The following is a 21,172-nucleotide window of genomic DNA, read 5'->3' as shown; positions in this document are numbered from 1 at the left end:
TCTATGTCTGGGGACACGGCGCCGAGACCATGGCCCACGGCGCGCACTGAGCGGGCTGACTTCGGATCGAGAAAGGGGGGGCCCCGGGGCGCCCCGTTGTTTTTTTTGGGGGCGGGGGTGGGGGCGGTGCCGGCACAATTCCCTCATCGGGTGGGGGGCCGCGCCGGGGCGCCGGCCCGGGGCGCCGCGAGCATTTGCTTACTGCACGCGGGGCAGCACTTCGAACTGGTGGAAGGGCGGCGGCGAGGGCAGCGTCCATTCCAGCGTGGTCGCACCTGCACCCCACGGATTGTCGCCAGCCGGCACCTTCTTCGCGAAGGCGTCGATCACGCAATAGAGGAAGATCAGCACGCCGAAGCCGGAGATGTAGGAGCCGACCGACGAGACCAGATTCCAGCCCGCGAACGCGTCGGGATAGTCGACATAGCGGCGCGGCATGCCCGACAGGCCGAGGAAGTGCTGCGGGAAGAACACCAGGTTCACGCCGATGAAGGTGACCCAGAAGTGCGCCTTGGCGAGCCCTTCATTGTACATGTAGCCCGACATCTTCGGGAACCAGTAGTACCAGCCGGCGAAGATACCGAACACCGCACCGAGCGACAGCACGTAGTGGAAGTGCGCGACGACGTAGTAGGTCTCCTGGAGCACGCGGTCGACGCCGGCATTCGCCAGCACCACGCCGGTGACGCCGCCGACGGTGAACAGGAAGATGAATCCCACCGCCCAGATCATCGGCGCGCGGAACTCGATCGAGCCGCCCCACATCGTGGCGATCCACGAGAAGATCTTCACGCCGGTCGGGACCGCGATGACCATCGTGGCGGCGACGAAATAGGCCTGCGTCGCCGAGGACATGCCGACCGTGTACATATGGTGCGCCCACACCACGAAGCCGATGCCGCCGATCGCGACCATGGCGTAGGCCATGCCGAGATAGCCGAACACGGGCTTGCGCGAGAAGGTCGAGACGATCTGGCTGACCATGCCGAAGGCGGGCAGGATCAGGATGTACACTTCGGGGTGACCGAAGAACCAGAACAGATGCTGGAACAGCACGGGATCGCCGCCGCCTTCGGGGTTGAAGAACGTCGTGCCGAAATTGCGGTCGGTGAGCAGCATCGTAATCGCACCGGCGAGCACCGGCAGCGACAACAGCAGCAGGAACACCGTCACCAGGATCGACCACACGAACAGCGGCATCTTGTGCAGGGTCATGCCCGGCGCGCGCATGTTGAAGATGGTGGTGATGAAATTGATGGCGCCGAGGATCGAGGAGGCGCCTGCCAGATGCAGCGACAGGATCGCGAAGTCGACGGCCGGGCCCGGATGGCCCGAGCTCGACAGCGGCGCGTACATGGTCCAGCCGGCGCCGACGCCGTTGGCGCCCGGCTCGCCCTCGACGAAGGTCGACATCAGCAGCAGCGCGAACGAGGCCGGCAGCAGCCAGAACGAGATGTTGTTCATGCGCGGGAACGCCATGTCGGGCGCGCCGATCATCAGCGGCACGAACCAGTTGCCGAAGCCGCCGATCATCGCAGGCATGACCATGAAGAAGATCATGATCAGACCGTGGGAGGTCACGAACACATTGTAGGTGTGCGTCTCGTGGAAGATCTGCACGCCCGGATACATCAGCTCGGCACGGATCGCGATCGACATCGCGGCGCCGATGACGCCGGCGATGACCGCGAAGATCAGGTACATCGTGCCGATGTCCTTGTGGTTGGTCGAATAGACGTAGCGCCGCCATCCGGTCGGATGGGCGTGCTCGTCATGTCCGTGGTCTTGCGCGTGATCGCCGTGTGCCGCTGCGCTCGTTGCCATTTTCTAATCCTGCCTTGCGTCCCGATCGGACCTCTGGAGGTCCCGCCCTTATGTCGCTTTCAGTTTCCTCGAACCCTTCGCCCGGCGCTCACTGCGTCGGGCCGGCCGTGGAGGCGTAGGTGCTGGTGCCGCCGCTCGCGTACTTCTTCTTCGCCGTCTCGACCCAGGAGGCGAACTCCTGGTCGCTCACCACGCGGATGGCGATCGGCATGAAGGCGTGGTCCTTGCCGCACAATTCCGAGCACTGGCCGTAGAACATGCCGGTCTTGGTGGCCTTGAACCAGGTCTCGTTGAGCCGGCCCGGAATGGCGTCGATCTTGACGCCGAAGGACGGCAGCGCAAAGGCATGAATCACGTCGGCCCCGGTCACCTGAACCCGGACCACCTTGTTGACGGGCACCACCATCTCATTGTCGACGCCGAGCAGGCGGGGCTGCTTGTCCTGGGCCATCAGCGAGTCGAACTCGAACTTGCCGTTATCAGGATAGGCGTAGGACCAGTACCACTGCTTGCCGGTCGCCTTGATGGTCAGATCCGCCTTCGGCACGTCGAGCTCTAGGAACAGGAGCCGGAACGACGGCACCGAGATACCGACCAGAATCAGCACCGGAACGAGCGTCCACGCTACCTCGATCAGCGTGTTGTGCGTGGTCCGCGACGGCACCGGATTGGCTCGCGCGTTGAACTTCACGACCACGATCACGAGCAGCGCCAGAACGAACAGCGTGATCAGCGTGATCAGCACGAACAGGAAATTGTGAAACCAGACGATGTTGTCCATCACCGGGGACCCGGACTGCTGCAGCGTCCACTCCCACGCAGCCGGTTGCCCGAGCTCGGCAAATGCCGCACCGCCCGTCGCCAGCGTCAGACCCGCTACGGCCAATCCCAGCAAGTGCCGGCCCACCGGGCCCATCGACATCTTCATGCCGTTCGCGCTCCCCTAACGAAATCACCCCAAGTGCATTCCCCTATTTTCGGGAAACGCTTTATTCGATCCCCCGTCTGACAAACCGCCGCGCAAGAATACCTCTAAGAGGAATTGGGGCCAGATCGCTAGAACGCCGAAATCAAGCCTCTCAAACCATAATTCTTGATCTATCGCAATGCAGTCTTGAGCCTCGTCTGTCAGCCATCACCCGCAAGATATTTCCTAGTAACATCAGACAAAAATACCATTTCCCGGGATGCTGCCGCTTGACAGCGGAATTGCCCGCGGTAGGCACTGGCGGACAGCCGCACAGGAACCTGATTCGTGCGGGCGACGACGGCCGGGGCGGCGTGGAATTTGCTTGCGAATCGCCTTCAAGACGCCGTCATTCCCGTATCAGTCCGCCGGGTGCGAGCGACCCAGGCGAGCAGAGGGACCGACCCGATGGGGTTTTCGAGATCCATGGCAAGGCGGGCTAAAAGCCAGGCTGGCGGCCTCACGATGCTGGCTGCCCTGCTGGCGGCGGTCGTCGTCCTGGCGCTTCCGGGCCTCGCCCATGCGCAGGGCGCGGTGCGCTCCGTCCATGGCGACTGGCAGATCCGCTGCGACACCCCGCCGGGCGCCCAGTCCGAGCAATGCGCCCTGATCCAGAGCGTGGTGGCCGAAGACCGCTCCAACGCCGGCCTGACCGTAATCGTCCTCAAGACCGCCGACCAGAAGAGCCGCCTGATGCGGGTCGTCGCCCCCCTCGGCGTTCTCCTGCCCTCCGGCCTCGGCCTCAAACTCGACAACCAGGATGTCGGCCGTGCCGGCTTTGTCCGCTGCCTGCCCAATGGCTGCGTCGCCGAAGTCGTCATGGACGACAAGCTGCTCGGCCAGCTCCGCACCGCCAAGACCGCGACCTTCATCATCTTCGAGACCCCGGAAGAAGGCATCGGCTTCCCGCTCAGCCTGAACGGGCTCGGCGAGGGATATGACAAGCTGCCATAGGCTCTAACGGCCTAATAAATCTCAAGGCAGGCAGTGCTGTCATCGCTCTCGAAAGACTCAATCGTCCGCGCGTGCCGGCGAAGCAGAGCCGCAATCGTCGCGGTCGTTTGATTGCCCGCCCGAAGCCAAATCACTTTGGGTGGAGAGCCCAACAGGCCCGCCAGCTCGGCAAAATCGACGTCCTGGGTCACAATCGCGAAACCATTTGCCTTCGCAAACTCCCAAAGCGCACCGTCGGCGACTTCGGACAGACCATGAGACCGGACGTGACTCGAATCCGGAAAAAGGTCGTCGATCATCTGGCAAAGTTTGAAGCTGAGGTTCTGATCGAACAGCGCCTCATATCGGTGCGGTCACCAATCGCCTCTCGCGGTCGGCGGCATAGGCCAGGCAAGCGCGGATATCGTCCTCGGTCAGTTCGGGGAAGCCGTCGAGGATTTGAGCGTGGGTCTGGCCAGCAGCCAGCCAGCCAGCCGAGCACATCTGCCACAGCGATCCGCATGTGGCGGATGCAGGGTCGCCCACCGCGTTTGCCAGGTTCAATCGAGATGATATCTCGGTAATCCATGAAACTAGCATAGCACCGATCGGCATCCGCGTCAGGGCCCCTTACTCCCGTGCCAATCCTATCGTTTCCGTAATGTGACGGCCAAGCCCCTCGCGGAACTGCCGGGAAACCATTATCTTGCCTCACATCCCCCGATAATGGACGGACGCATGACCAACCCTGCCACAACCTCCCTGCTCGACCGCGCCAATCTCGACCGCGATCAGGTTCGCAACGAGCTCGCGCGCGGGCTTGCCGGTGCCGACGACGGCGAATTGTTCCTGGAATACAGCCAGACCGAAGCGCTGATGTTCGACAATGGGCGGCTGAAGCAGGCGACCTACGACACCTCGCAAGGTTTTGGCCTGCGCGCCGTCAAGGACGACGCGGTCGGCTACGCGCATTCCTCGGACGTGTCGCTGCCGGCGCTGATTCGCGCTGCGGACGCGGTCGCGGCCGTGCGCGGTGGCTATTCCGGCAACTTCGCCGCGCCTCCAGCGCATACCAACGTGCGGCTTTACAGTGACGACAATCCGCTCGATGCCCCCGGCTTCGAGACCAAGGTCAAACTGCTCGCCGAGATCGACGCCTATCTGCGCGACAAGGATCCGCGGGTGCGGCAGGTCAGCGTCAGCCTGGGCGCGACCTGGCAGGTGGTCGAGATCCTGCGGCCCGACGGCGAGAGCTATCGCGACATCCGCCCGCTCGTGCGCGTCAACGTCTCCGTCGTCGCCGGTCAGGGCGACCGCCAGGAGAGCGGCAGCAAAGGTTATGGCGGCCGCGCCGGCTACGCCGAATTCATCGAAGCTAAATCCTGGCGCGACGCCGCCGACGGCGCGCTGCGCGAGGCCCTGGTCAATCTGGAATCGATTCCCGCCCCCGCTGGCGAGATGGACGTCGTGCTCGGGGCCGGCTGGCCCGGCGTAATGCTGCATGAGGCGGTCGGCCATGGCCTCGAAGGCGACTTCAATCGCAAGAAGACGTCGGCGTTTGCCGGCCTGATGGGCCAGCAGGTCGCGGCCAAGGGCGTCACCGTGGTCGACGACGGCACCATTGCCTCGCGCCGCGGCTCGCTGTCGATCGACGACGAGGGCACGCCGACCAACCGCACCGTGCTGATCGAGGACGGCGTCCTGGTCGGCTACATGCAGGACCGCCAGAACGCGCGCCTGATGAATATGAAGCCGACCGGCAACGGGCGCCGCCAAGGCTATGCCCATGTGCCGATGCCGCGCATGACCAACACCTACATGCTCGCGGGCGACCGCGATCCGGCCGAGATCCTCGCGTCGGTGAAGAACGGCGTCTTCGCCGCGAATTTCGGCGGCGGCCAGGTCGACATCACCTCGGGCAAATACGTGTTTCAGTGCACCGAGGCCTACAAGATCGAGAACGGCAAGATCGGTGCGCCCTTGAAGGGCGCCATGCTGATCGGCAACGGGCCGACCGACCTGCATCGCATCCGCATGATCGGCAACGACCTCGCGCTGGATACCGGCATCGGCACCTGCGGCAAGAACGGTCAGGGCGTGCCGGTCGGCGTCGGCCAGCCGTCGCTGTTGATGGAACGCATTACGGTGGGTGGAACAGGCGGATGAGCGTCGAGAAGATAACTGTCACCACCAAGCGGAAGGGCAGCGGCTGGGCAGGCCAGCTCGTGCAGCTCGCGGGCATCGTCGCGGCGGTGTTCATCGCCAAGGGTGCGCTGGCCGAGCCGTTCTACGTACCGTCGGGCTCGATGGAGCCGACGCTGTTGATCGGCGACGCCTTGATCGCCTCGAAATTCCCCTACGGCTACGGCACCTCGTCGCTGCCGATCCAGATCAACCTGCCCGAGAGCGGCCGCGTCTTCGCGGAGACGCCGAAGCAGGGCGACGTCGTGGTCTTCCGCTGGCCCGGCGACCGCTCGCAGGCCTGGGTCAAGCGCGTCGTGGGCCTGCCCGGCGACCGCATCCAGCTGCGCCAGGGCCAGCTCTTCGTCAATGACCGTCCCGCCGAGCTGAAGCCGGACGGCGTTGGCGCCGCCGAGGACGACAATGGCGGCAGCGAACCCGCCTATCGCTATGTCGAGACGCTGCCGAACGGCGTCTCGCACCTGATCTTCAAGATGCGCGACAACGGTCCGCTCGACAACACTCAGGAAGTGACGGTGCCGGCGGGCCATCTCTTCGTGCTCGGCGACAACCGCGACAACTCCGCCGACAGCCGCGTGCCCCTGCGCTCCGGCGGCGTCGGCATGTTGCCGATCGACAATCTGGTCGGCCGCGCGGATGCCGTGCTCGGATCCTGGGATCTCGGCATCCGGGGCCAGCCGGTGTGGACCTGGCTGTCCGGATTTCGCATGGCGCGGTTTTTCACCGCCGTGCATTGAAGGCAGGAACGTCCTCACCTCTCTCCTGCATGCGGGAGAGGGAGTGCAATAGTGATGGTCCGCGACGAATTTCTGGCTCTCGCCCTGCGAAATCCGTTGAACGCAGCGATCCTCGATGAAATCCATCGCCTCGCGCTGCCGGATGCGTGGCTCGTCGCGGGCTGCCTGGTGCAGACGGTGTGGAACGTGCTCACGGGCCGCCCGATCGATCACGGCATAGCCGATTACGACGTGTTCTATTTCGATTCCGACACCTCATGGGAGGCGGAAGACGCGGTGATCCGCAAGCTGCACGCACAGCTCGCGCATCTCGGCCCCAAGGTCGAAATCCGCAACCAGGCGCGCGTGCACCTTTGGTATCCCGGCAAGCACGGTCTGCCCTATCCGCCCTTGATGCGCGCGACCGACGGTATCGACCGCTTCCTCACGGAGAATACGCAGGTGGGCATCCGCCCTGCCGGAGGGGATTTCGAGGTCTACGCGCCTCACGGATTCGACGACGTCGCGAAGCTGATCGTGCGACCCAATCGGGCGCCGAATTTTTCCGCCGCCAATTACGCGGCGAAGGCGGCACGCTGGAAGACGCTGTGGCCCGAGATCACGGTGATCGCGGCAGAGTGAGCTACCGCACCACGCCCGACGTGAATCCCGCCTTCCGCCGCGGCGGTTTGATTTCCTTTTTCAGGAAGCAGCGCGCTTCGCGTCCGGTGTAGCCGGGGCGGGCATAGGTGAAGGCGCGGCATTTGTTGTCGGCGGTGCAGGCGGCCTTGCAGGCCTCTTCGCCTTCGCCGTCCTTCATCTCGAAATTGCGCAAATCGCCGCCGGGGCGGTCGATCGAGGTCTCCACGCCTTCGACGCGCGGCTCGATCACGCCGGCGCCCCGCACACCGGAGATGCAGCAGCTTCCCGGCACGCGCGCAGGCACCGTGTTCTTCAGCCAGCACACGGCCGAGCCGCCTTCGACGTCCGGATAGCTGAAGCTCCACGAGCGGCACCGGCGGTCGCGCTCGCACAGCAGCGCGCAATCCTCCGGATCGCCCGACGTGACCGGGGTGCTGAAATAGTCTCCGCCGGGCCGGTCGAACGCCGTCTGGGCGCGCGCAGGCCAGCTCGCAAACACGAGCGAAAGCAGCGCGGCGCAGGCCGCGACGCTTGCCAGGACGGCCAGGCGGCCCTTCCCCATCGGAACAGCTTTCGAGTTATTGACGACGCTCGGGTTTTTCAGCCGGCCATTTGATCGCCGCAAACCTGTACGGGCGATGAACGGCTCAGCTCCCGACCGCTCGTCTTGTGTCCTAGAACGCGTATTCCGCGTAGGCTGGTTCCACCGAGCCGTTCCAGGGACCCTTGAACTTGTCGAGCATCTCCTCAGCCGGCGTGCGGCCGGAATCGATGATGCGATCGAGCGGCTCCAGATGCCTGGTCTCGTCGCGGCCGAGCTGGTCGATCCGGCCGCGCCGGCGCAAGCCGGCATGTGCCAGAACGAGGCATTCCTTGGCGATCTCGAACAGATAGCGGTCCTTGATCCGCGATTTGAAGCCGAAGCGCGGCACGTCGTCGCGCAGGGCCTGGCGCTCATGCGCGCTCCAATGCTTCACCAAGTCCCAGGCGGCATCCAGCGAGACATCGTCGTAGAGGAGCCCGGCCCAGAACGCCGATAGCGCCGGCAGACGGCCCCACGGGCCACCATCGGAGCCGCGCATCTCGAGATAGCGCTTGAGCCGCACCTCCGGGAAAATCGTCGAAAGATGGTTGGCCCAGTCCGACAACGTCGGACGTTCCCCAGGCAAATTGTTGTTGCGACCATCGAAGAAGGCGCGGAACGAGGAGCCCGAGACGTCGATGTAGTCCTCGTCGCGCTTGACGAAATACATGGGCACGTCGAGCGCGTAATCGACATAGCGCTCGAAGCCCATGCCGTCCTCGAATGCCCACGGCATCATGCCGGCACGCGCGTTGTCGGTATCGCGCCAGATCTCGGACCGGAAGGAGAGAAAGCCGTTCGGCTTGCCCTCGGTAAACGGCGAATTGGCGAACAAGGCGGTCGCGACCGGCTGAAGCGCGAGCGAAACACGCAGCTTCTTGACCATGTCGGCTTCGGAGGAGAAGTCGAGATTGGTCTGTACCGTGCAGGTCCGGTACATCATGTCGAGGCCGTACTGGCCGACCTTCGGCATGTAATTGGTCATGATCTTGTAGCGGCCCTTGGGCATCACCGGGATGTCGGCGCGCGACCAGGACGGCGTCATGCCGAGCCCGAGGAAGCCGATGCCGAGCGGCGTTGCGATCTCGCGCACCTGCGCCAGATGCGCCATCAGCTCACTCTGGGTCTGGTGCACGTTTTCGACCGGAGCGCCCGAAAGCTCGAACTGCCCACCGGGCTCCAGCGAAATCGCGCCGCCGCCGGTGACGTCGTAGAGGCCGATGATGTTGCCCTTCTCCATGATCGGCTCCCAGCCGAGCAGGAGCTTCATGCCTTCGAGCAGCGCGCCGATACCGCGCGGGCCCTCATAGGGCACCGGGCAGTGGCCTTCGAGCGTGAACGGCGTCTTCTCATGCTCGGTGCCCATGCGGAATTCGGACGGGTCCTTGCAGCCTTCCTCGAACCACTTGACGAGTTCGTCACGCGATTGCAACGGCGTCATATCGATCTGGTCTCGCGCCATATCAGACTCTAATCAAAAGCGCTTCGATCGAACGCGCGTGGGTGACAGGGATGGTCCGCGCAGCCACCGGCTGCACGGACGAGCTGGTTTGCCGCGCGATCATCGCAACGGCGTGGTTTCGTTGACGTGGGCAGGCGGCAGTTTCATCTCGCCGCACGAGCAGCCCAGACGGTCGAGCAGACCGCTGAGCTTCACGGCATCCGCATCGGACAGCTTCGAACCGACATATTTCTCGATCGCGGCAGAATAGGCGCCCCACATCCGCTTCTGCAATTCGCGCCCGGCTTCCGTGATCTCCACGAACTGGCCGCGCTTGTCGATCTTGCATTCGCGCCGCGAGGCGAGGCCTTCGTCGACCAGGCGGTCGATCAGCCGCGATGTCGAATATTGCGGGATCAGCATCTGCCGTTCGAGTTCGACCGGCCGGAGCTCGCCCGAGGGCGCCCGTGACAGTTCGAGCAGCGCGTCATACCATGCCAGCGGTGGGAAGCCGGCCTTCTTCAGGTCCTGCTCGACGCAATTGAGCACACGGCTCTGCACCCGCATCAAGCGGATCCAGGCGGAAGTCGCCTCGGTCGATGGTTTGCGTTTCATGGTCCCGCTCAAGCTCGTCGCCCGTCTCTTACCCTATTCGATGCAGCTGCATCAATCTTGACTATTTCAAGCAGATGCATGTAGTCGTTCTTTCGCCTGAACCAAGCAACAAGAGGAGGAAATTCCATGAAATTGTACTATTCGCCCGGTGCCTGCTCGCTATCCCCCCATATCGCGCTCCTGGAAGCCGGCCTGCCGTATGAACTGGTCAAGGTCGATATCCGGGCCAAGAAGCTCGAAAACGGTGAGGATTATCTGAAGCTGAACCCCAAGGGCCAGGTCCCTGCGCTGGGCCTCGATAGCGGAGAGATCGTGACCGAAGGCCCGGTGATTGTCCAGATGATCGCCGATCAGGCCTCGGCCAAGGCGCTGGCGCCGGCCCACGGCAGCTCCGAGCGCTACAAGCTGCTCGAATGGCTGAACTTCCTCACCTCGGAGGTCCACAAGAGCTTCGGCCCGATGTTCGCGCCGGCGCTGAACGACGAGGCCAAGGCCTTCTTCAAGGACCGCGTCATGGGCAAGCTGAAATACATCGACAGCCAGCTCGCCGGCCGCGACTACCTCATGGGCAAGCAGTTCACGGTGGCCGACGGTTATCTCTTCACGATGCTGACCTGGGCCGACCGGATGAAGTTCGACCTGTCGGCGATGCCGAACCTTGCCGCGTACAAGACCCGCGTCGCGGCGCGGCCGCAGGTGCAGGAAGCGATGAAGAAGGAAGGACTGATTCAGGCTGCCTGAGGCGCCCATGCGAAAGGCCGGATCGAGATCCGGCCTTTCGTAATTTTCGTCCCGGCTACGGTTCAGAGAATCACGCCGCCGCCTTGTTCGGAGCGAAGCGGCCGTAGAAGGTTTCTCCCTTTGCGGCCATCTCCTCGAGGAGTTTCGGCGGGGTGAAGCGCGAGCCGTATTTCGCTTCCAGCTTGTGGCAAAGTTCGACGAACTTCTTCGTGCCCATGAAGTCGATGTAGGACAGCGTCCCGCCGGTGAACGGCGCGAAGCCGAAGCCGAGGATCGAGCCGACATCCGCCTCGCGCGGATCGGTGATGACGTGATCCTCCACCGTGCGCGCGGCTTCCACCGCCTGCACCACCAGGAAGCGCTGCTTCAACTCCTCGACGTCGAGCGTATCAGGGTCGAGCTGCTTGGGCTGCAGCGCGGAGAGGCCCGGCCACAGGCTCTTCTGTCCCTTGCCCTTCTCGGGGTAGTCGTAGAAGCCTTTGCTGTTCTTGCGGCCCAGGCGGCCCTGCTTCTCGACCATTTCCACCATCAGCTTCTTCTGATCGGGATTGATGGCGTTGGGGCCGAGGTCGGCTTCCGTCGCCTTCATGATCTTGAGCCCGAGGTCGAGCGCGACCTCGTCCGACAGCGAGAGCGGGCCAACCGGCATGCCGGCCATCTTGGCGCAGTTCTCGATCATCGCGGGCGGCACGCCCTCGAGGAACATCTCGTTGCCTTCGGCGACGTAGCGGCCGACGCAGCGATTGGCGAAGAAGCCGCGGCTGTCGTTGACGACGATTGGCGTCTTGCCGATCTGGCGGACGTAGTCGAGCGCGGTCGCGATCGCGAGATCGCCGGTGTTCTTGCCCTGGATGATCTCGACCAGCATCATCTTCTCGACCGGCGAGAAGAAGTGGATGCCGACGAACCTGCCCTGGTCCTTGAAGGATTCCGCCAGCGAGGTGATCGGAAGCGTCGAGGTGTTGGACGCGAAGATCACGTCCGGCTTCATATGCTCCTGCGCCTTGGCAAAGGTATCAGCCTTGACCTTGCGGTCTTCGAACACGGCTTCGATGACGAGATCGACGTCCTTCAGCGCGGAATAGTCCGCCGTCGGCGTGATGCGCGCGAGCAGGGCTACTGCGTCGCCGGGCTTGGCGCGGCCCTTCTTGATCTGCTCTTCGATCACCTTCTGCGCATGCGCCTTGCCCTTGTCGGCGCTCTCCTGGTCGCGATCGATCAGGACGACGTCGAGACCGGCACGGGCCGAGACATAGCCGACGCTCGCCCCCATGAAGCCAGCGCCGATCACGGCGATCTTCTTCACCTTGGTCGGCGGCACATCCTTCGGACGGCGCGCGCCCTTGTTGAGCTCCTGCATCGACAGGAACAGGCTGCGGATCATCGCCGCCGCTTCCTTCGAGCGCAGCACCGAGGTGAAGTAGCGCGACTCGACACGGAGCGCGGCGTCGATCGGCAGCTGCAGGCCCTCATAGACGCAGCTCATGATCGCGCGTGCGGCCGGATAATTGTCGTAGGTCTCGCGGCGATAGATCGCGTTGCCGGCCGGGAACATCATCATGCCGGCCTTGGAGAACACCGGGCCGCCCGGCAGCTTGAAGCCCTTCTCGTCCCAGGGCGCGACGGCCTTGCCGCCGCCCTTGATCCAGTCCTTTGCCGTCTTGATGAGGTCGGCGGCGGGAACGACGGCGTGAATCAGATTCAGCGCCTTGGCTTTCTCGACCGTGACCGGATCGCCCTTGAGCAGGATCGTCATCGCGTCCTGCGGCGGCACCAGGCGCGGCACGCGCTGCGTTCCGCCAGCGCCCGGGAACAGGCCGACCTTGACCTCGGGCAGGCCGAGGCGGGTCTTGGGATTGTCGGCCGCCACACGATAGTGACAGCACAGCGTGATCTCGAAACCGCCGCCGAGCGCGAGGCCGTTGATCGCCGCCGCCCACGGCTTGCCGGAGGTTTCGATCGAGCGCAGCACCTGCGAGAAGCGCCGGCTCTGCTCGAACAGCATCTGGTTCGCCGCGGTCTCGCCCTGCTCCTTGAACAGTTTCGCGTAGGCCTGATTCATGCTCTCCAGCATGGAAAGATCGGCACCCGCGCAGAACGCTTCCTTGGCGGAGGTGATGACGGCGCCCTTCACCGTAGCATCGGCCGTGGTCGCCTTGACGATCGCGTCGAGCTCGCTGGTCGAGGTCTCGTCGAGCACGTTCATCGAACGGCCCGGGATGTCCCAGGTGACAAGCGCGATGCCGTCGGAATCGGTCTCAACCTTGAAGTTCTTGTAAGCCATGCTGGTTGCTCCCCTACCCTTAGACGCGTTCGATGATGGTGGCGGTGCCCATGCCGCCGCCGATGCACAGCGTCACCAGCGCGGTCGCCTTGTTGGTGCGCTCGAGCTCGTCGAGCACGGTGCCGAGGATCATCGCACCGGTCGCGCCAAGCGGATGGCCGAGCGCGATCGCACCGCCATTGACGTTGATCTTGGCGTTGTCGATGTCGAAGGCCTGGATGTAGCGCAGCACGACGGAGGCGAAGGCTTCGTTGAGCTCGAACAGGTCGATGTCCGACTTCTTCATGCCGGAGCGCGCAAACAGCTTTTCGGTGACATCGACCGGGCCGGTCAGCATCATCGCGGGCTCCGAGCCGATATTGGCGAATGCGCGGATTCTTGCACGCGGCTTCAGGCCGTATTTGCTAGCCGCTTCCTTGCTGCCGAGCAGAACCGCGCCGGCACCATCGACGATGCCCGACGAATTGCCGGCGTGATGCACGTAATTGACGCGCTCGATTTCCGGATGCGACTGCACCGCGACGCCGTCGAAGCCGCCCATCTGCGCCATCATCGTGAACGCCGGCTGCAGCTGCGCCAGCGACTGCATCGTCGTCGACGGACGCATATGCTCGTCCTTGGCGAGGATGGTGAGGCCGTTGATGTCCTTCACCGGGACGACCGACTTGTCAAAGCGGCCTTCTTCCCAGGACTTCGCCGCTCGCTGCTGGCTCTGCACCGCATAGGCGTCGACATCGTCGCGCGAGAAGCCGTATTTGGTCGCGATCAGATCGGCCGAGATGCCCTGCGGCATGAAATAAGCCGGCACGGCCATCGACGGGTCCATCGGCCAGGCGCCGCCGGACGCACCGATGCCGACGCGGCTCATCGATTCGGCGCCGCCGCCGATCACGAGCTCGTGCTGGCCGCTCATCACCTGGGCTGCGGCAAAATTCACGGCATCGAGGCCGGAGGCGCAGAAGCGGCTGATCTGCACGCCGGGGACCGCCTCGCCGAGGCCCGCCTTCAGCGCGGCAAAGCGCGCGATGTCGGAGCCGGCTTCGCCGACCGGATCGACTACGCCGAGAATGACGTCATCGACGGAATCTTCCGGCAGGTTGTTGCGGTCCTTGAGCGCCTTGAGCGGCACGGTCGCGAGCGCGAGCGCGGTGACTTCGTGCAGCGCGCCGTCCGCCTTGCCGCGGCCGCGCGGGGTGCGGACGTGGTCGTAAATATAGGCATCTGCCATGGGAGCCTCCTGATTGCAGTTATTGGTCGCGACCGCCGCGCGGTCGCTATTATTGGTGGGGCAAAATCCTCAGAACGCTTCTGCCGGCAATTCCATGATGGTGGCGCAGCCGGCCTGGATGCGCGCGAGATTGGCGGCGGTCTCCGGCAGCATCCGCTCCATGAAGAAGCGGCCGGTGACGAGCTTGGTCGAGAGATAGGGCGTCGTCCCGCTCTCGGCAATCTTGGCCTGCGTCACCTTCGCCATCTTCGCCCACATGTAGCCGAGCGCGACGAAACCGAAGAGATTCAGGTAATCGGTCGCGGCGGCTCCGGCATTGTCGGGCTTCGCCATCGCGTTCTGCATCAGCCACGTCGTGGCCTGCTGGAGATGGCCGAGCGAAGCCGAGAGCGGGGTGATGAAGGGCTTCATCGCCTCGTCGCCGCCGTTCTCCTTGGCGAAGGCCATGACCTCGCCGAAGAACGCCATGATGGCGCGGCCGCCATCGCGCGGCAGCTTGCGGCCGACGAGGTCGAGCGCCTGGATGCCGTTGGCGCCTTCGTAGATCATGGCGATGCGGGCATCGCGCACGAACTGCTCCATGCCCTGCTCGGCGATGTAGCCGTGGCCGCCATACATCTGCTGCGCCTGCACCGCGTTGGCGAAGCCGTAATCGGTGAGAAAGCCTTTCAGGACGGGCGTCATCAGGCCCATGTGATCGTCGGCGGCCTGGCGGTCCTTGGGATCCTCGGAGCGATGGGCGACGTCGCTCTTCAGCGCGGTCCACATCACGAAGGCGCGCGCGGCCTCGTTGAAGGAGCGGATCGACAGCAGCGTGCGACGCACGTCGGGATGGACGATGATCGGATCGGCCGGCTTGTCCGGCGCCTTGGCACCGGTGAGCGAACGGCCCTGGATGCGATCCCGGGCATAGGCGACCGCGTTCTGATAGGCCACTTCCGACTGCGCGAGACCCTGCACGGCGACGCCGAGGCGGGCCTCGTTCATCATCACGAACATGCCCTGCATGCCCTTGTTCTCTTCGCCGATCAGCCAGCCCACGGCGTTGTCGTAATTCATCACGCAGGTGGAATTGCCGTGAATGCCCATCTTGTGCTCGATCGAGCCGCAGACGACGCCGTTGCGCTGCCCCACCGAACCGTCGGCATTGACCATGAATTTCGGCACCACGAACAGCGACACGCCCTTGATGCCGGCGGGCGCGCCCTCGATACGGGCGAGCACGAGGTGGATGATGTTGGGCGCGAGGTCATGCTCGCCGGCCGAAATGAAGATCTTGGTGCCCGTGATCTTGAAGCTGCCGTCGGCCTGCCGCACCGCCTTGGTGCGGAGCATGCCGAGGTCGGTGCCGCAATGCGGCTCGGTCAGGTTCATGGTGCCGGTCCACTCGCCCGCCACCATCTTCGGCACGTAGGTCTGCTTCTGCTCCGGCGTGCCGTGGACGATCAGCGCCGCGGTCGCGCCCATGGTGAGGCCGCCATACATCGAGAACGCCATGTTGGCGGAGATCTGGAATTCGTTGACCGCCTGGCTCAGCGTCACCGGCAGGCCCTGGCCGCCGAACTCGGTCGGCGCCGACAGGCCGAGCCAGCCGCCCTCGGCGACCTGCTTGAACGCCTCCTTGAAGCCCTTAGGCGTGGTGACGCTGCCGTCATCGGCGCGCTTGCAGCCTTCGAGATCGCCCACGCGGTTGAGCGGCTGCAGCACCTCCTCGGCAAGCTTGGCGGCTTCGCCGAGAATGGCTTCACGCACGTCGCTCGACGCATCGGAGAAGCCGGCCAGATTGTCGTAGCGGTCGATCTGGAAGACGTCGTTGAGCAGGAAGTTCACGTCTTCGACGGGGGCTTTGTAGATCGGCATGGTGGTCTCCCGGCAGGCCTAGAAGTGATGATGCTGGCTTAGGATTGAGCGGCGGCGAGCTGCTCCGCCATCAGGCGGTGCAGCATGTTGATGGCCTTGAGCGGCCGCACCATCACCTTGAAATGCGTGATGCGTCCCTCGCCGTCGAAACTGATGATGTCGACGCCGTTGATCTCGATGCCGTCGATGATGGTCTTGAATTCGAGCACGGCGCCGCTCTCACTCTTCCATTCGCCGACATAAATGAAGCCGGGACCGCCAAGCACCTTCTCGGCGCTGGCCAGATATTTGAAGGTGATGTCGCGGCCGCGCTGCGGCGCGTGCACGACGGGGCTTTCGAAGATCGCGTCGGGATGGAGCAGGTCCCAGAGCGCTGCCCGGTCATGCGACTTCATGTAGCCGTACCAGGATTCGAGGCCGGTCATTCAGCTGCCTCCCTAAAGGCTTCGGCAAAAAACGCGAAAACAACCCCATGCACAGTAGCGCGAAGGTTGATTCCATTGGGGTTTTCGGGGCGGTGTTTGCCCTCGTTCTTGGATCACCTCATATGCACATTGACGCATATGCGCCGATGCGCATAAAGTCAAGCCAATTGGTTAAGGTCAAGAACAGGAGGACCGGGTCATGGCTTTGGGCGACGCAATCCTCGCATGCCTGACGGAACGTCCGATGACGGGCTACGAGCTCGCCAAGACATTCGATTCCTCGATCGGCTTCTTCTGGAAGGCCGACCACCAGCAAATCTACCGCGAGCTCTCCAAGCTGCGCGACCGCGGCTACATCCAGGGCCGCGAGGTCGTGCAGACCGGCAAGCCCAATAAGCTGATCTATACGCTGACTCCGGAGGGCCGAACAGCGCTGCGGCACTGGGCCGCGCGGCCAAGCACGCCCCCCTCGATCAAGGACGACCTCCTGGTGCGGCTGCATGCGCTCGACAGCATCGGCCTCGAGCCCATGCGCACCGACCTGATGGCCCGGCTCGAGCACCACCGCGATCGCCACGAGAACTACGAGCGGATCCTGAAGAAGCGCTTTCCGGAAGGGGCGGCCTCCGGCGTGCTCGACCTCGGTAACCTGCTGCTGCTTCAGCTCGGCGCCCGGCACGAGCAGATGGTCGCCGATTTCTGCGAAGAGGCGCTCGAGGCCCTGTCGGCGATGAGCGCTGGCGGCACCGTGGTGCCGCTGGAGGACGGCAAGCGCGAGGGCAAGGGCTGAGCGAGTCGACCATTCCAGCCCAGTTTGATGTGTCAGCTAATGTCTCCGAACACCTGTCAGTGATCTGTCCGGTCTAAACAGAAGGCGGGCGATCCAGCATTCCAGAGGCTGCGCGGCTGGAATCGAGGGGCTGCAGCGTGCTGGATGCCCCGCTTTCGCGGAGCATGACAGCGGTGGGTGTCGCACACCGCTGGCCAACTTTAAGACACCGTCAACGGGTTCCTTAACCCGTTATTTACCGTAACAGACAAAAGTCGGTTTTCGAGGCAGACGACCCGCGCCAAATTCGATTGTCTTTGCAACGGGCACGCGTGGGGAGGCTGGAGGCGCCGGGTGGGGCGCCGGAGTCGGGACCGGACAGAGTCATGAATTCGCGCGTATCGTGGAGTGTTGACGGCATCGATCCCTCCGTCCGGGAGCGGGCCGAAGCTGCTGCGCGTCGCGCCGGCATGTCACTCAACGATTGGCTGAACTCCACGCTCGGCGAGACCGCCCCGCCGAACTTTCGCGGACTTTACGATCAGCGTCCGCAAGCCCAGCACGTCCCGAGTCAACTGCCGAGCCAAGTCCCGAGTCACGTGCCGAGCCAGGAAAGTCGCGAAGTCGCCGACATCCACCAGCGGCTCGACGCCATCACCCAGCAGATCGAACGGATTTCTAAGCCCGCGCCGCGGCAAGATCCTTCGCGACAAGATACTCCGCGACCAGACGTCTCGCGCGAGCAAGGCGTTGCGCGCCAGCTCAACGACGCGATCTCGCGTCTCGATGCCCGGCTATCGCAAATTTCGAAACCGCAGCAGGCTCCGGCACCGCGGCAGGCACCCGTTGAAACGCGCCAGCGCCAGGCCGATGCGGTCGAGCGTGCGGCAGCGCAGGTCTATCGCAGCTCACCGCCCCTGAGCCCCGCTTCGTTCGACGTCGCGGTCGCCGAGATCACGGCACGGCAGAGCGAGCTCGACGGCTTTACGCCCAGGCAGATGCCGCCGCGCGCAGCACCCTCGATCGCGCCTGCGGCAGCTCCTTACGCGCCCCCCGCGCCGCCTGCCTACGCTCCGCCGCCACCGCAGCCGGGGCCGGGGCCGGATTTCTCTGCGCTCGAGCGTCATCTGCTCAAGATCACGAGCCAGATCGAATCGCTCCAGCGCCCCGACAATACCGAGCAGGCGATCAACAGTTTCCGCAGCGAGCTTGCGGAGATCCGCAACGCCATCACCGAGGCGATGCCGCGCCGCGCGATCGAATCGATCGAGAACGAGATCCGCTCGCTGCATCGGCGCATCGACGAGACCCGCTCCAACGGCACCGACGGTCAGGTCCTGTCCGGCATCGAGCACGCGCTGTCCGAGATCAAGCAGGTGCTCCGCACGCTGACGCCGGCCGAGCAGCTCACCGGCTATGACGAGGCGATCCGCAATCTCGGCGCCAAGCTCGATCTGATCCTGCGCGCCAATGACGATCCCTCGACGGTCCGCCAGCTCGAAGGCGCGATCTCGGCGCTGCGCGGCATCGTCTCCAACGTCGCTTCCAACGAAGCGCTGGCCCGGCTCTCGGATGACGTGCAGCTGCTGTCGTCCAAGGTCGACCAGGTCACCCGCGCCTCGGGCAACGGCGACAGTTTTGCGGTGCTGGAGCAACGCATCGCGGCGCTCACCGCGGCTCTGGAAACGCGCGAGCGCCCTCAGCCACCCGAGAGCAGCGAGCATCTCGAAAGCGCGATCCGCAACCTGTCCGACCGTTTCGACCGCATGCAGGTCGGCAACGACTCGGCTTCGACCTTTGCTCATCTTGAACAGCGGGTCTCGTATCTTCTGGAGCGGCTCGAGGCCGCCTCCGATCCGCGCAACGGGAATTTCAGCCGCGTCGAGGACGGGCTGCACGACATCCTGCGCCACCTGGAGCGGCAGCAGGCGACCTATTCGGCGCTGGCCGAGAGCCGCAACTCCGCGCCCCCTGCCGAGTCCGGCATGGTCGATCTCGTCAAGCGCGAGCTCTCCGACATCCGCTTCAGTCAGGCCGAGACGAACCGGACCACCCAGGACTCGCTGGAGGCCGTCCACAACGCCCTTGGCCACGTGGTCGATCGTCTCTCGATGATCGAGGGCGATCTGCGCAATGTGCGCACCGCGCCGCCCGCCCCAGCGCCGCAGCCGATGCCGATGGCCGCTCCCATGGCGCCCGCGCCGATGGCGCACGAGCCGCGGCCGCAGCAACAGCAGCACCCGAAATACGATCCGAAGCCCGAGCTGCCCAATCCGGCCGCCGCGCAGGCGGCGCAAGCCGCCTTCGCCGCCGCGCCGCGCGAATTCCATGCCGCCGCGCCGGCAGCGCCGCCGCCGATGCCGATGGCACCGCCGGTTCCGCCACGCGCGATCAGCGAAATCCTGGAGCCGCATACGGCGCCCACGCGCGCCGCGCTCGCGCCCGAACTGCCGCCGGATCATCCGCTCGAGCCCGGCACCCGGCCGGGTGCACGCATCGCCACGTCGTCGGAGCGCATTGCTGCGTCCGAAAGCGCAATCAGCGAAATCCCGGCCGCGCCCAAGGAGCCGGTGTCGTCGTCGAGCTTCATCGCCGCCGCACGCCGCGCAGCCCAAGCCGCCGCCGCGCAGCCGCCCGAAAAGCCGGCACGTGGCGCCAAGGCCGCAATCGCCCGCGCCAAGGACAAGGGCCAGGAAGGTGGCGCGACCATCACCTCAAAGATCCGCTCGCTGCTGGTTGGCGCGAGCGTGGTCGTGATCGTGCTCGGCACCTTCAAGATGGCGATGAACCTGCTCGATGGCAGCAGCCCGTCGCCGTCGCCGCAGGCGATGGAGAATTCGTCGCCCGCGCCCGCGCCGCAGGCCCCTCCGCCGGTCGAGAACAAGCCCGCCACGCCCGAGCAGGTCACGCCGTCGATGACCTCGCCGACCCCGATCGGAAAACAGTCGCAGAACAATGCCGCGCCGGGGTCCGTGACGAGCCCGAGCGGCACCGCTTCGGTCGAAATCCCGCAAACCGCGGCGCCAACCCCGCCTGCGGCCTCCAGCGACGTCACCGGCGCGCTGTCGGGCACGAGCCGTGCGAAACTCGCGATGATCCAGGTGCCGCCGAGCGAAAAGCTGCCTGACGGCATCGGTGGCCCCGGCTTGCGCACCGCCGCGATGAAGGGCGATGCGACCGCAGCCTACGAGATCGGCGTGCGCTTTGCCGAGGGCAAGGGCGTGGCCGCGAATTACGACGAAGCCGCCAAATGGTACGACCGCGCGGCACAGGCCGGCGTGGTGCCCGCAACCTTCCGCCTCGGGACACTCTACGAAAAGGGTCTCGGCGTGAAGAAGGACGCCGACATCGCCCGCCGCTACTACACGCAAGCCGCCGAGCGCGGCAACGCCAAGGCGATGCACAATCTCGCGGTGCTCGATGCCGATGGCGGCGGACGCGGCGCCAACTACAAGAGCGCGGCATTGTGGTTCCGGAAGGCCGCCGACCGCGGCGTTGCCGACAGCCAGTTCAACCTCGGTATCCTCTACGCCCGCGGCATCGGGGTGGAGCAGAACCTCGCCGAGTCCTACAAATGGTTCACACTCGCCGCCGCCCAGGGTGACGCAGACGCAGCAACCAAGCGCGACGACGTCGCCAAGCGGCTCGACCCGCAATCGCTCGCCGCCGCCAAGCTCGCGATCCAGACCTTCAGCGCCGAGCCGCAGCCCGACGACGCCGTCAACGTTGCGGCCCCGAACGGCGGCTGGGACAGCGCGCCGCAGGCCAACGCGAAGCCGGCGCCGAAGCCGGTTGCGAGCAAGAAGTCGGCGTCGGCGGTGCATTAATCGGTTTAGTACGCTTTCTCCTCTTGTCGTGGGGCGGGGGGGGGGGGCGGGGCCCCGTGGGAGCGGCGCGGGGGGGAGAGAGAGCGCGCACCAACACCGCGCGGGGGGGCCGGGA

At 64.9% G+C, this 21,172-nt stretch carries 18 protein-coding genes and 1 pseudogene; 7 read left to right on the top strand and 12 right to left on the bottom strand.

What is annotated here, in order from left to right; all coding sequences use genetic code 11:
* Positions 1-198: 198 nt before the first annotated feature.
* Both ctaD and coxB read right to left on the bottom strand, forming a co-directional pair.
* Positions 199-1,824 carry a cytochrome c oxidase subunit I gene (ctaD, locus tag AC0L3A_RS36275; RefSeq protein ID WP_007605061.1) on the bottom strand — a complete coding sequence of 542 codons (1,626 nt, stop codon included), beginning with the start codon at positions 1,822-1,824 and terminating at the stop codon, positions 199-201.
* A gap of 88 nt (positions 1,825-1,912) precedes the next feature.
* The gene (gene coxB, locus AC0L3A_RS36270) at positions 1,913-2,752 is read right to left on the bottom strand and encodes a cytochrome c oxidase subunit II (RefSeq protein WP_007599432.1); all 840 of its coding nucleotides are present in this window, start codon (positions 2,750-2,752) and stop codon (positions 1,913-1,915) included.
* A 447-nt stretch (positions 2,753-3,199) separates the two neighbouring features.
* Here coxB and AC0L3A_RS36265 point away from each other — a divergent pair, with 447 nt between their 5' ends.
* Positions 3,200-3,745 (top strand): invasion associated locus B family protein, encoded by a 546-nt coding sequence (locus AC0L3A_RS36265; protein ID WP_007599430.1) that lies wholly within the window; start codon positions 3,200-3,202, stop codon positions 3,743-3,745.
* Between the two features lie 11 nt (positions 3,746-3,756).
* Here AC0L3A_RS36265 and AC0L3A_RS36260 read toward each other — a convergent pair whose 3' ends face one another.
* The 3 genes and pseudogenes from AC0L3A_RS36260 to AC0L3A_RS36250 all read right to left on the bottom strand — a co-directional run.
* Complete coding sequence (locus AC0L3A_RS36260) at positions 3,757-4,080, bottom strand: DUF5615 family PIN-like protein (RefSeq protein ID WP_354159993.1); 324 nt, start codon at positions 4,078-4,080, stop codon at positions 3,757-3,759.
* 4 nt (positions 4,081-4,084) lie between these two features.
* A complete protein-coding gene (locus tag AC0L3A_RS36255; RefSeq protein WP_473256176.1) occupies positions 4,085-4,228 on the bottom strand; it encodes a DUF433 domain-containing protein in 144 nt (47 codons plus the stop codon).
* Positions 4,229-4,253: 25 nt separating this feature from the next.
* A pseudogene (locus AC0L3A_RS36250) lies at positions 4,254-4,313 on the bottom strand (DUF433 domain-containing protein); the annotation flags it as partial.
* Between the two features lie 149 nt (positions 4,314-4,462).
* Here AC0L3A_RS36250 and tldD point away from each other — a divergent pair.
* From tldD to AC0L3A_RS36235, 3 genes are read left to right on the top strand one after another with little or no spacing between them, the layout of a single operon-like run.
* Positions 4,463-5,890: a metalloprotease TldD gene (gene tldD, locus AC0L3A_RS36245; RefSeq protein WP_219684757.1), complete on the top strand. Its 1,428-nt coding sequence runs from the start codon at positions 4,463-4,465 to the stop codon at positions 5,888-5,890.
* Positions 5,887-6,663: a signal peptidase I gene (gene lepB, locus AC0L3A_RS36240; protein ID WP_007599422.1), complete on the top strand. Its 777-nt coding sequence runs from the start codon at positions 5,887-5,889 to the stop codon at positions 6,661-6,663. Before tldD ends, lepB begins: the two co-directional genes overlap by 4 nt.
* Positions 6,664-6,717: 54 nt before the next feature.
* Positions 6,718-7,284, top strand: coding sequence for a nucleotidyltransferase family protein (locus AC0L3A_RS36235; RefSeq protein WP_473256175.1), 567 nt, complete (start codon positions 6,718-6,720; stop codon positions 7,282-7,284).
* Position 7,285: 1 nt separating this feature from the next.
* Here AC0L3A_RS36235 and AC0L3A_RS36230 read toward each other — a convergent pair whose 3' ends face one another.
* The 3 genes from AC0L3A_RS36230 to AC0L3A_RS36220 all read right to left on the bottom strand — a co-directional run bounded on the left by AC0L3A_RS36230 (position 7,286) and on the right by AC0L3A_RS36220 (position 9,923).
* Positions 7,286-7,846 (bottom strand): PAN domain-containing protein, encoded by a 561-nt coding sequence (locus AC0L3A_RS36230; protein WP_007599419.1) that lies wholly within the window; start codon positions 7,844-7,846, stop codon positions 7,286-7,288.
* 112 nt (positions 7,847-7,958) lie between these two features.
* Entirely contained in the window at positions 7,959-9,329 is a 1,371-nt protein-coding gene (locus tag AC0L3A_RS36225) for a glutamate--cysteine ligase (protein WP_007599418.1), read from the bottom strand.
* Between the two features lie 99 nt (positions 9,330-9,428).
* On the bottom strand, positions 9,429-9,923 hold the full coding sequence (locus tag AC0L3A_RS36220) for a MarR family winged helix-turn-helix transcriptional regulator (protein WP_007599417.1): 495 nt from the start codon (positions 9,921-9,923) through the stop codon (positions 9,429-9,431).
* A gap of 126 nt (positions 9,924-10,049) precedes the next feature.
* Between AC0L3A_RS36220 and gstA the strand changes: the two genes are divergently transcribed.
* Positions 10,050-10,664, top strand: coding sequence for a glutathione transferase GstA (gene gstA / locus AC0L3A_RS36215; protein ID WP_007599415.1), 615 nt, complete (start codon positions 10,050-10,052; stop codon positions 10,662-10,664).
* Between the two features lie 70 nt (positions 10,665-10,734).
* On the opposite strand, the gene AC0L3A_RS36210 is transcribed toward gstA, so the two are convergent.
* From AC0L3A_RS36210 to AC0L3A_RS36195, 4 genes are all read right to left on the bottom strand, one after another.
* A complete protein-coding gene (locus AC0L3A_RS36210) occupies positions 10,735-12,948 on the bottom strand; it encodes an FAD-dependent oxidoreductase (RefSeq protein WP_473256174.1) in 2,214 nt (737 codons plus the stop codon).
* Between the two features lie 19 nt (positions 12,949-12,967).
* A complete protein-coding gene (locus tag AC0L3A_RS36205; protein ID WP_473256173.1) occupies positions 12,968-14,176 on the bottom strand; it encodes an acetyl-CoA C-acetyltransferase in 1,209 nt (402 codons plus the stop codon).
* A 69-nt stretch (positions 14,177-14,245) separates the two neighbouring features.
* Positions 14,246-16,036, bottom strand: a complete 1,791-nt coding sequence (locus AC0L3A_RS36200; protein ID WP_354127137.1) for an acyl-CoA dehydrogenase C-terminal domain-containing protein — start codon at positions 16,034-16,036, stop codon at positions 14,246-14,248.
* A gap of 38 nt (positions 16,037-16,074) precedes the next feature.
* On the bottom strand, positions 16,075-16,461 hold the full coding sequence (locus tag AC0L3A_RS36195) for a nuclear transport factor 2-like protein (protein ID WP_007599406.1): 387 nt from the start codon (positions 16,459-16,461) through the stop codon (positions 16,075-16,077).
* A 199-nt stretch (positions 16,462-16,660) separates the two neighbouring features.
* Here AC0L3A_RS36195 and AC0L3A_RS36190 point away from each other — a divergent pair, with 199 nt between their 5' ends.
* Together AC0L3A_RS36190 and AC0L3A_RS36185 are read left to right on the top strand one after the other, a co-directional pair.
* Positions 16,661-17,251 (top strand): PadR family transcriptional regulator, encoded by a 591-nt coding sequence (locus AC0L3A_RS36190; protein WP_007599404.1) that lies wholly within the window; start codon positions 16,661-16,663, stop codon positions 17,249-17,251.
* A gap of 365 nt (positions 17,252-17,616) precedes the next feature.
* On the top strand, positions 17,617-21,057 hold the full coding sequence (locus AC0L3A_RS36185) for a tetratricopeptide repeat protein (protein ID WP_473256172.1): 3,441 nt from the start codon (positions 17,617-17,619) through the stop codon (positions 21,055-21,057).
* The last annotated feature ends 115 nt before the right edge of the window (positions 21,058-21,172 follow it).

It is taken from the genome of Bradyrhizobium sp. MI1.3, assembly GCF_055811695.1.
This window is presented reverse-complemented; position numbering and strand designations above follow the sequence as displayed.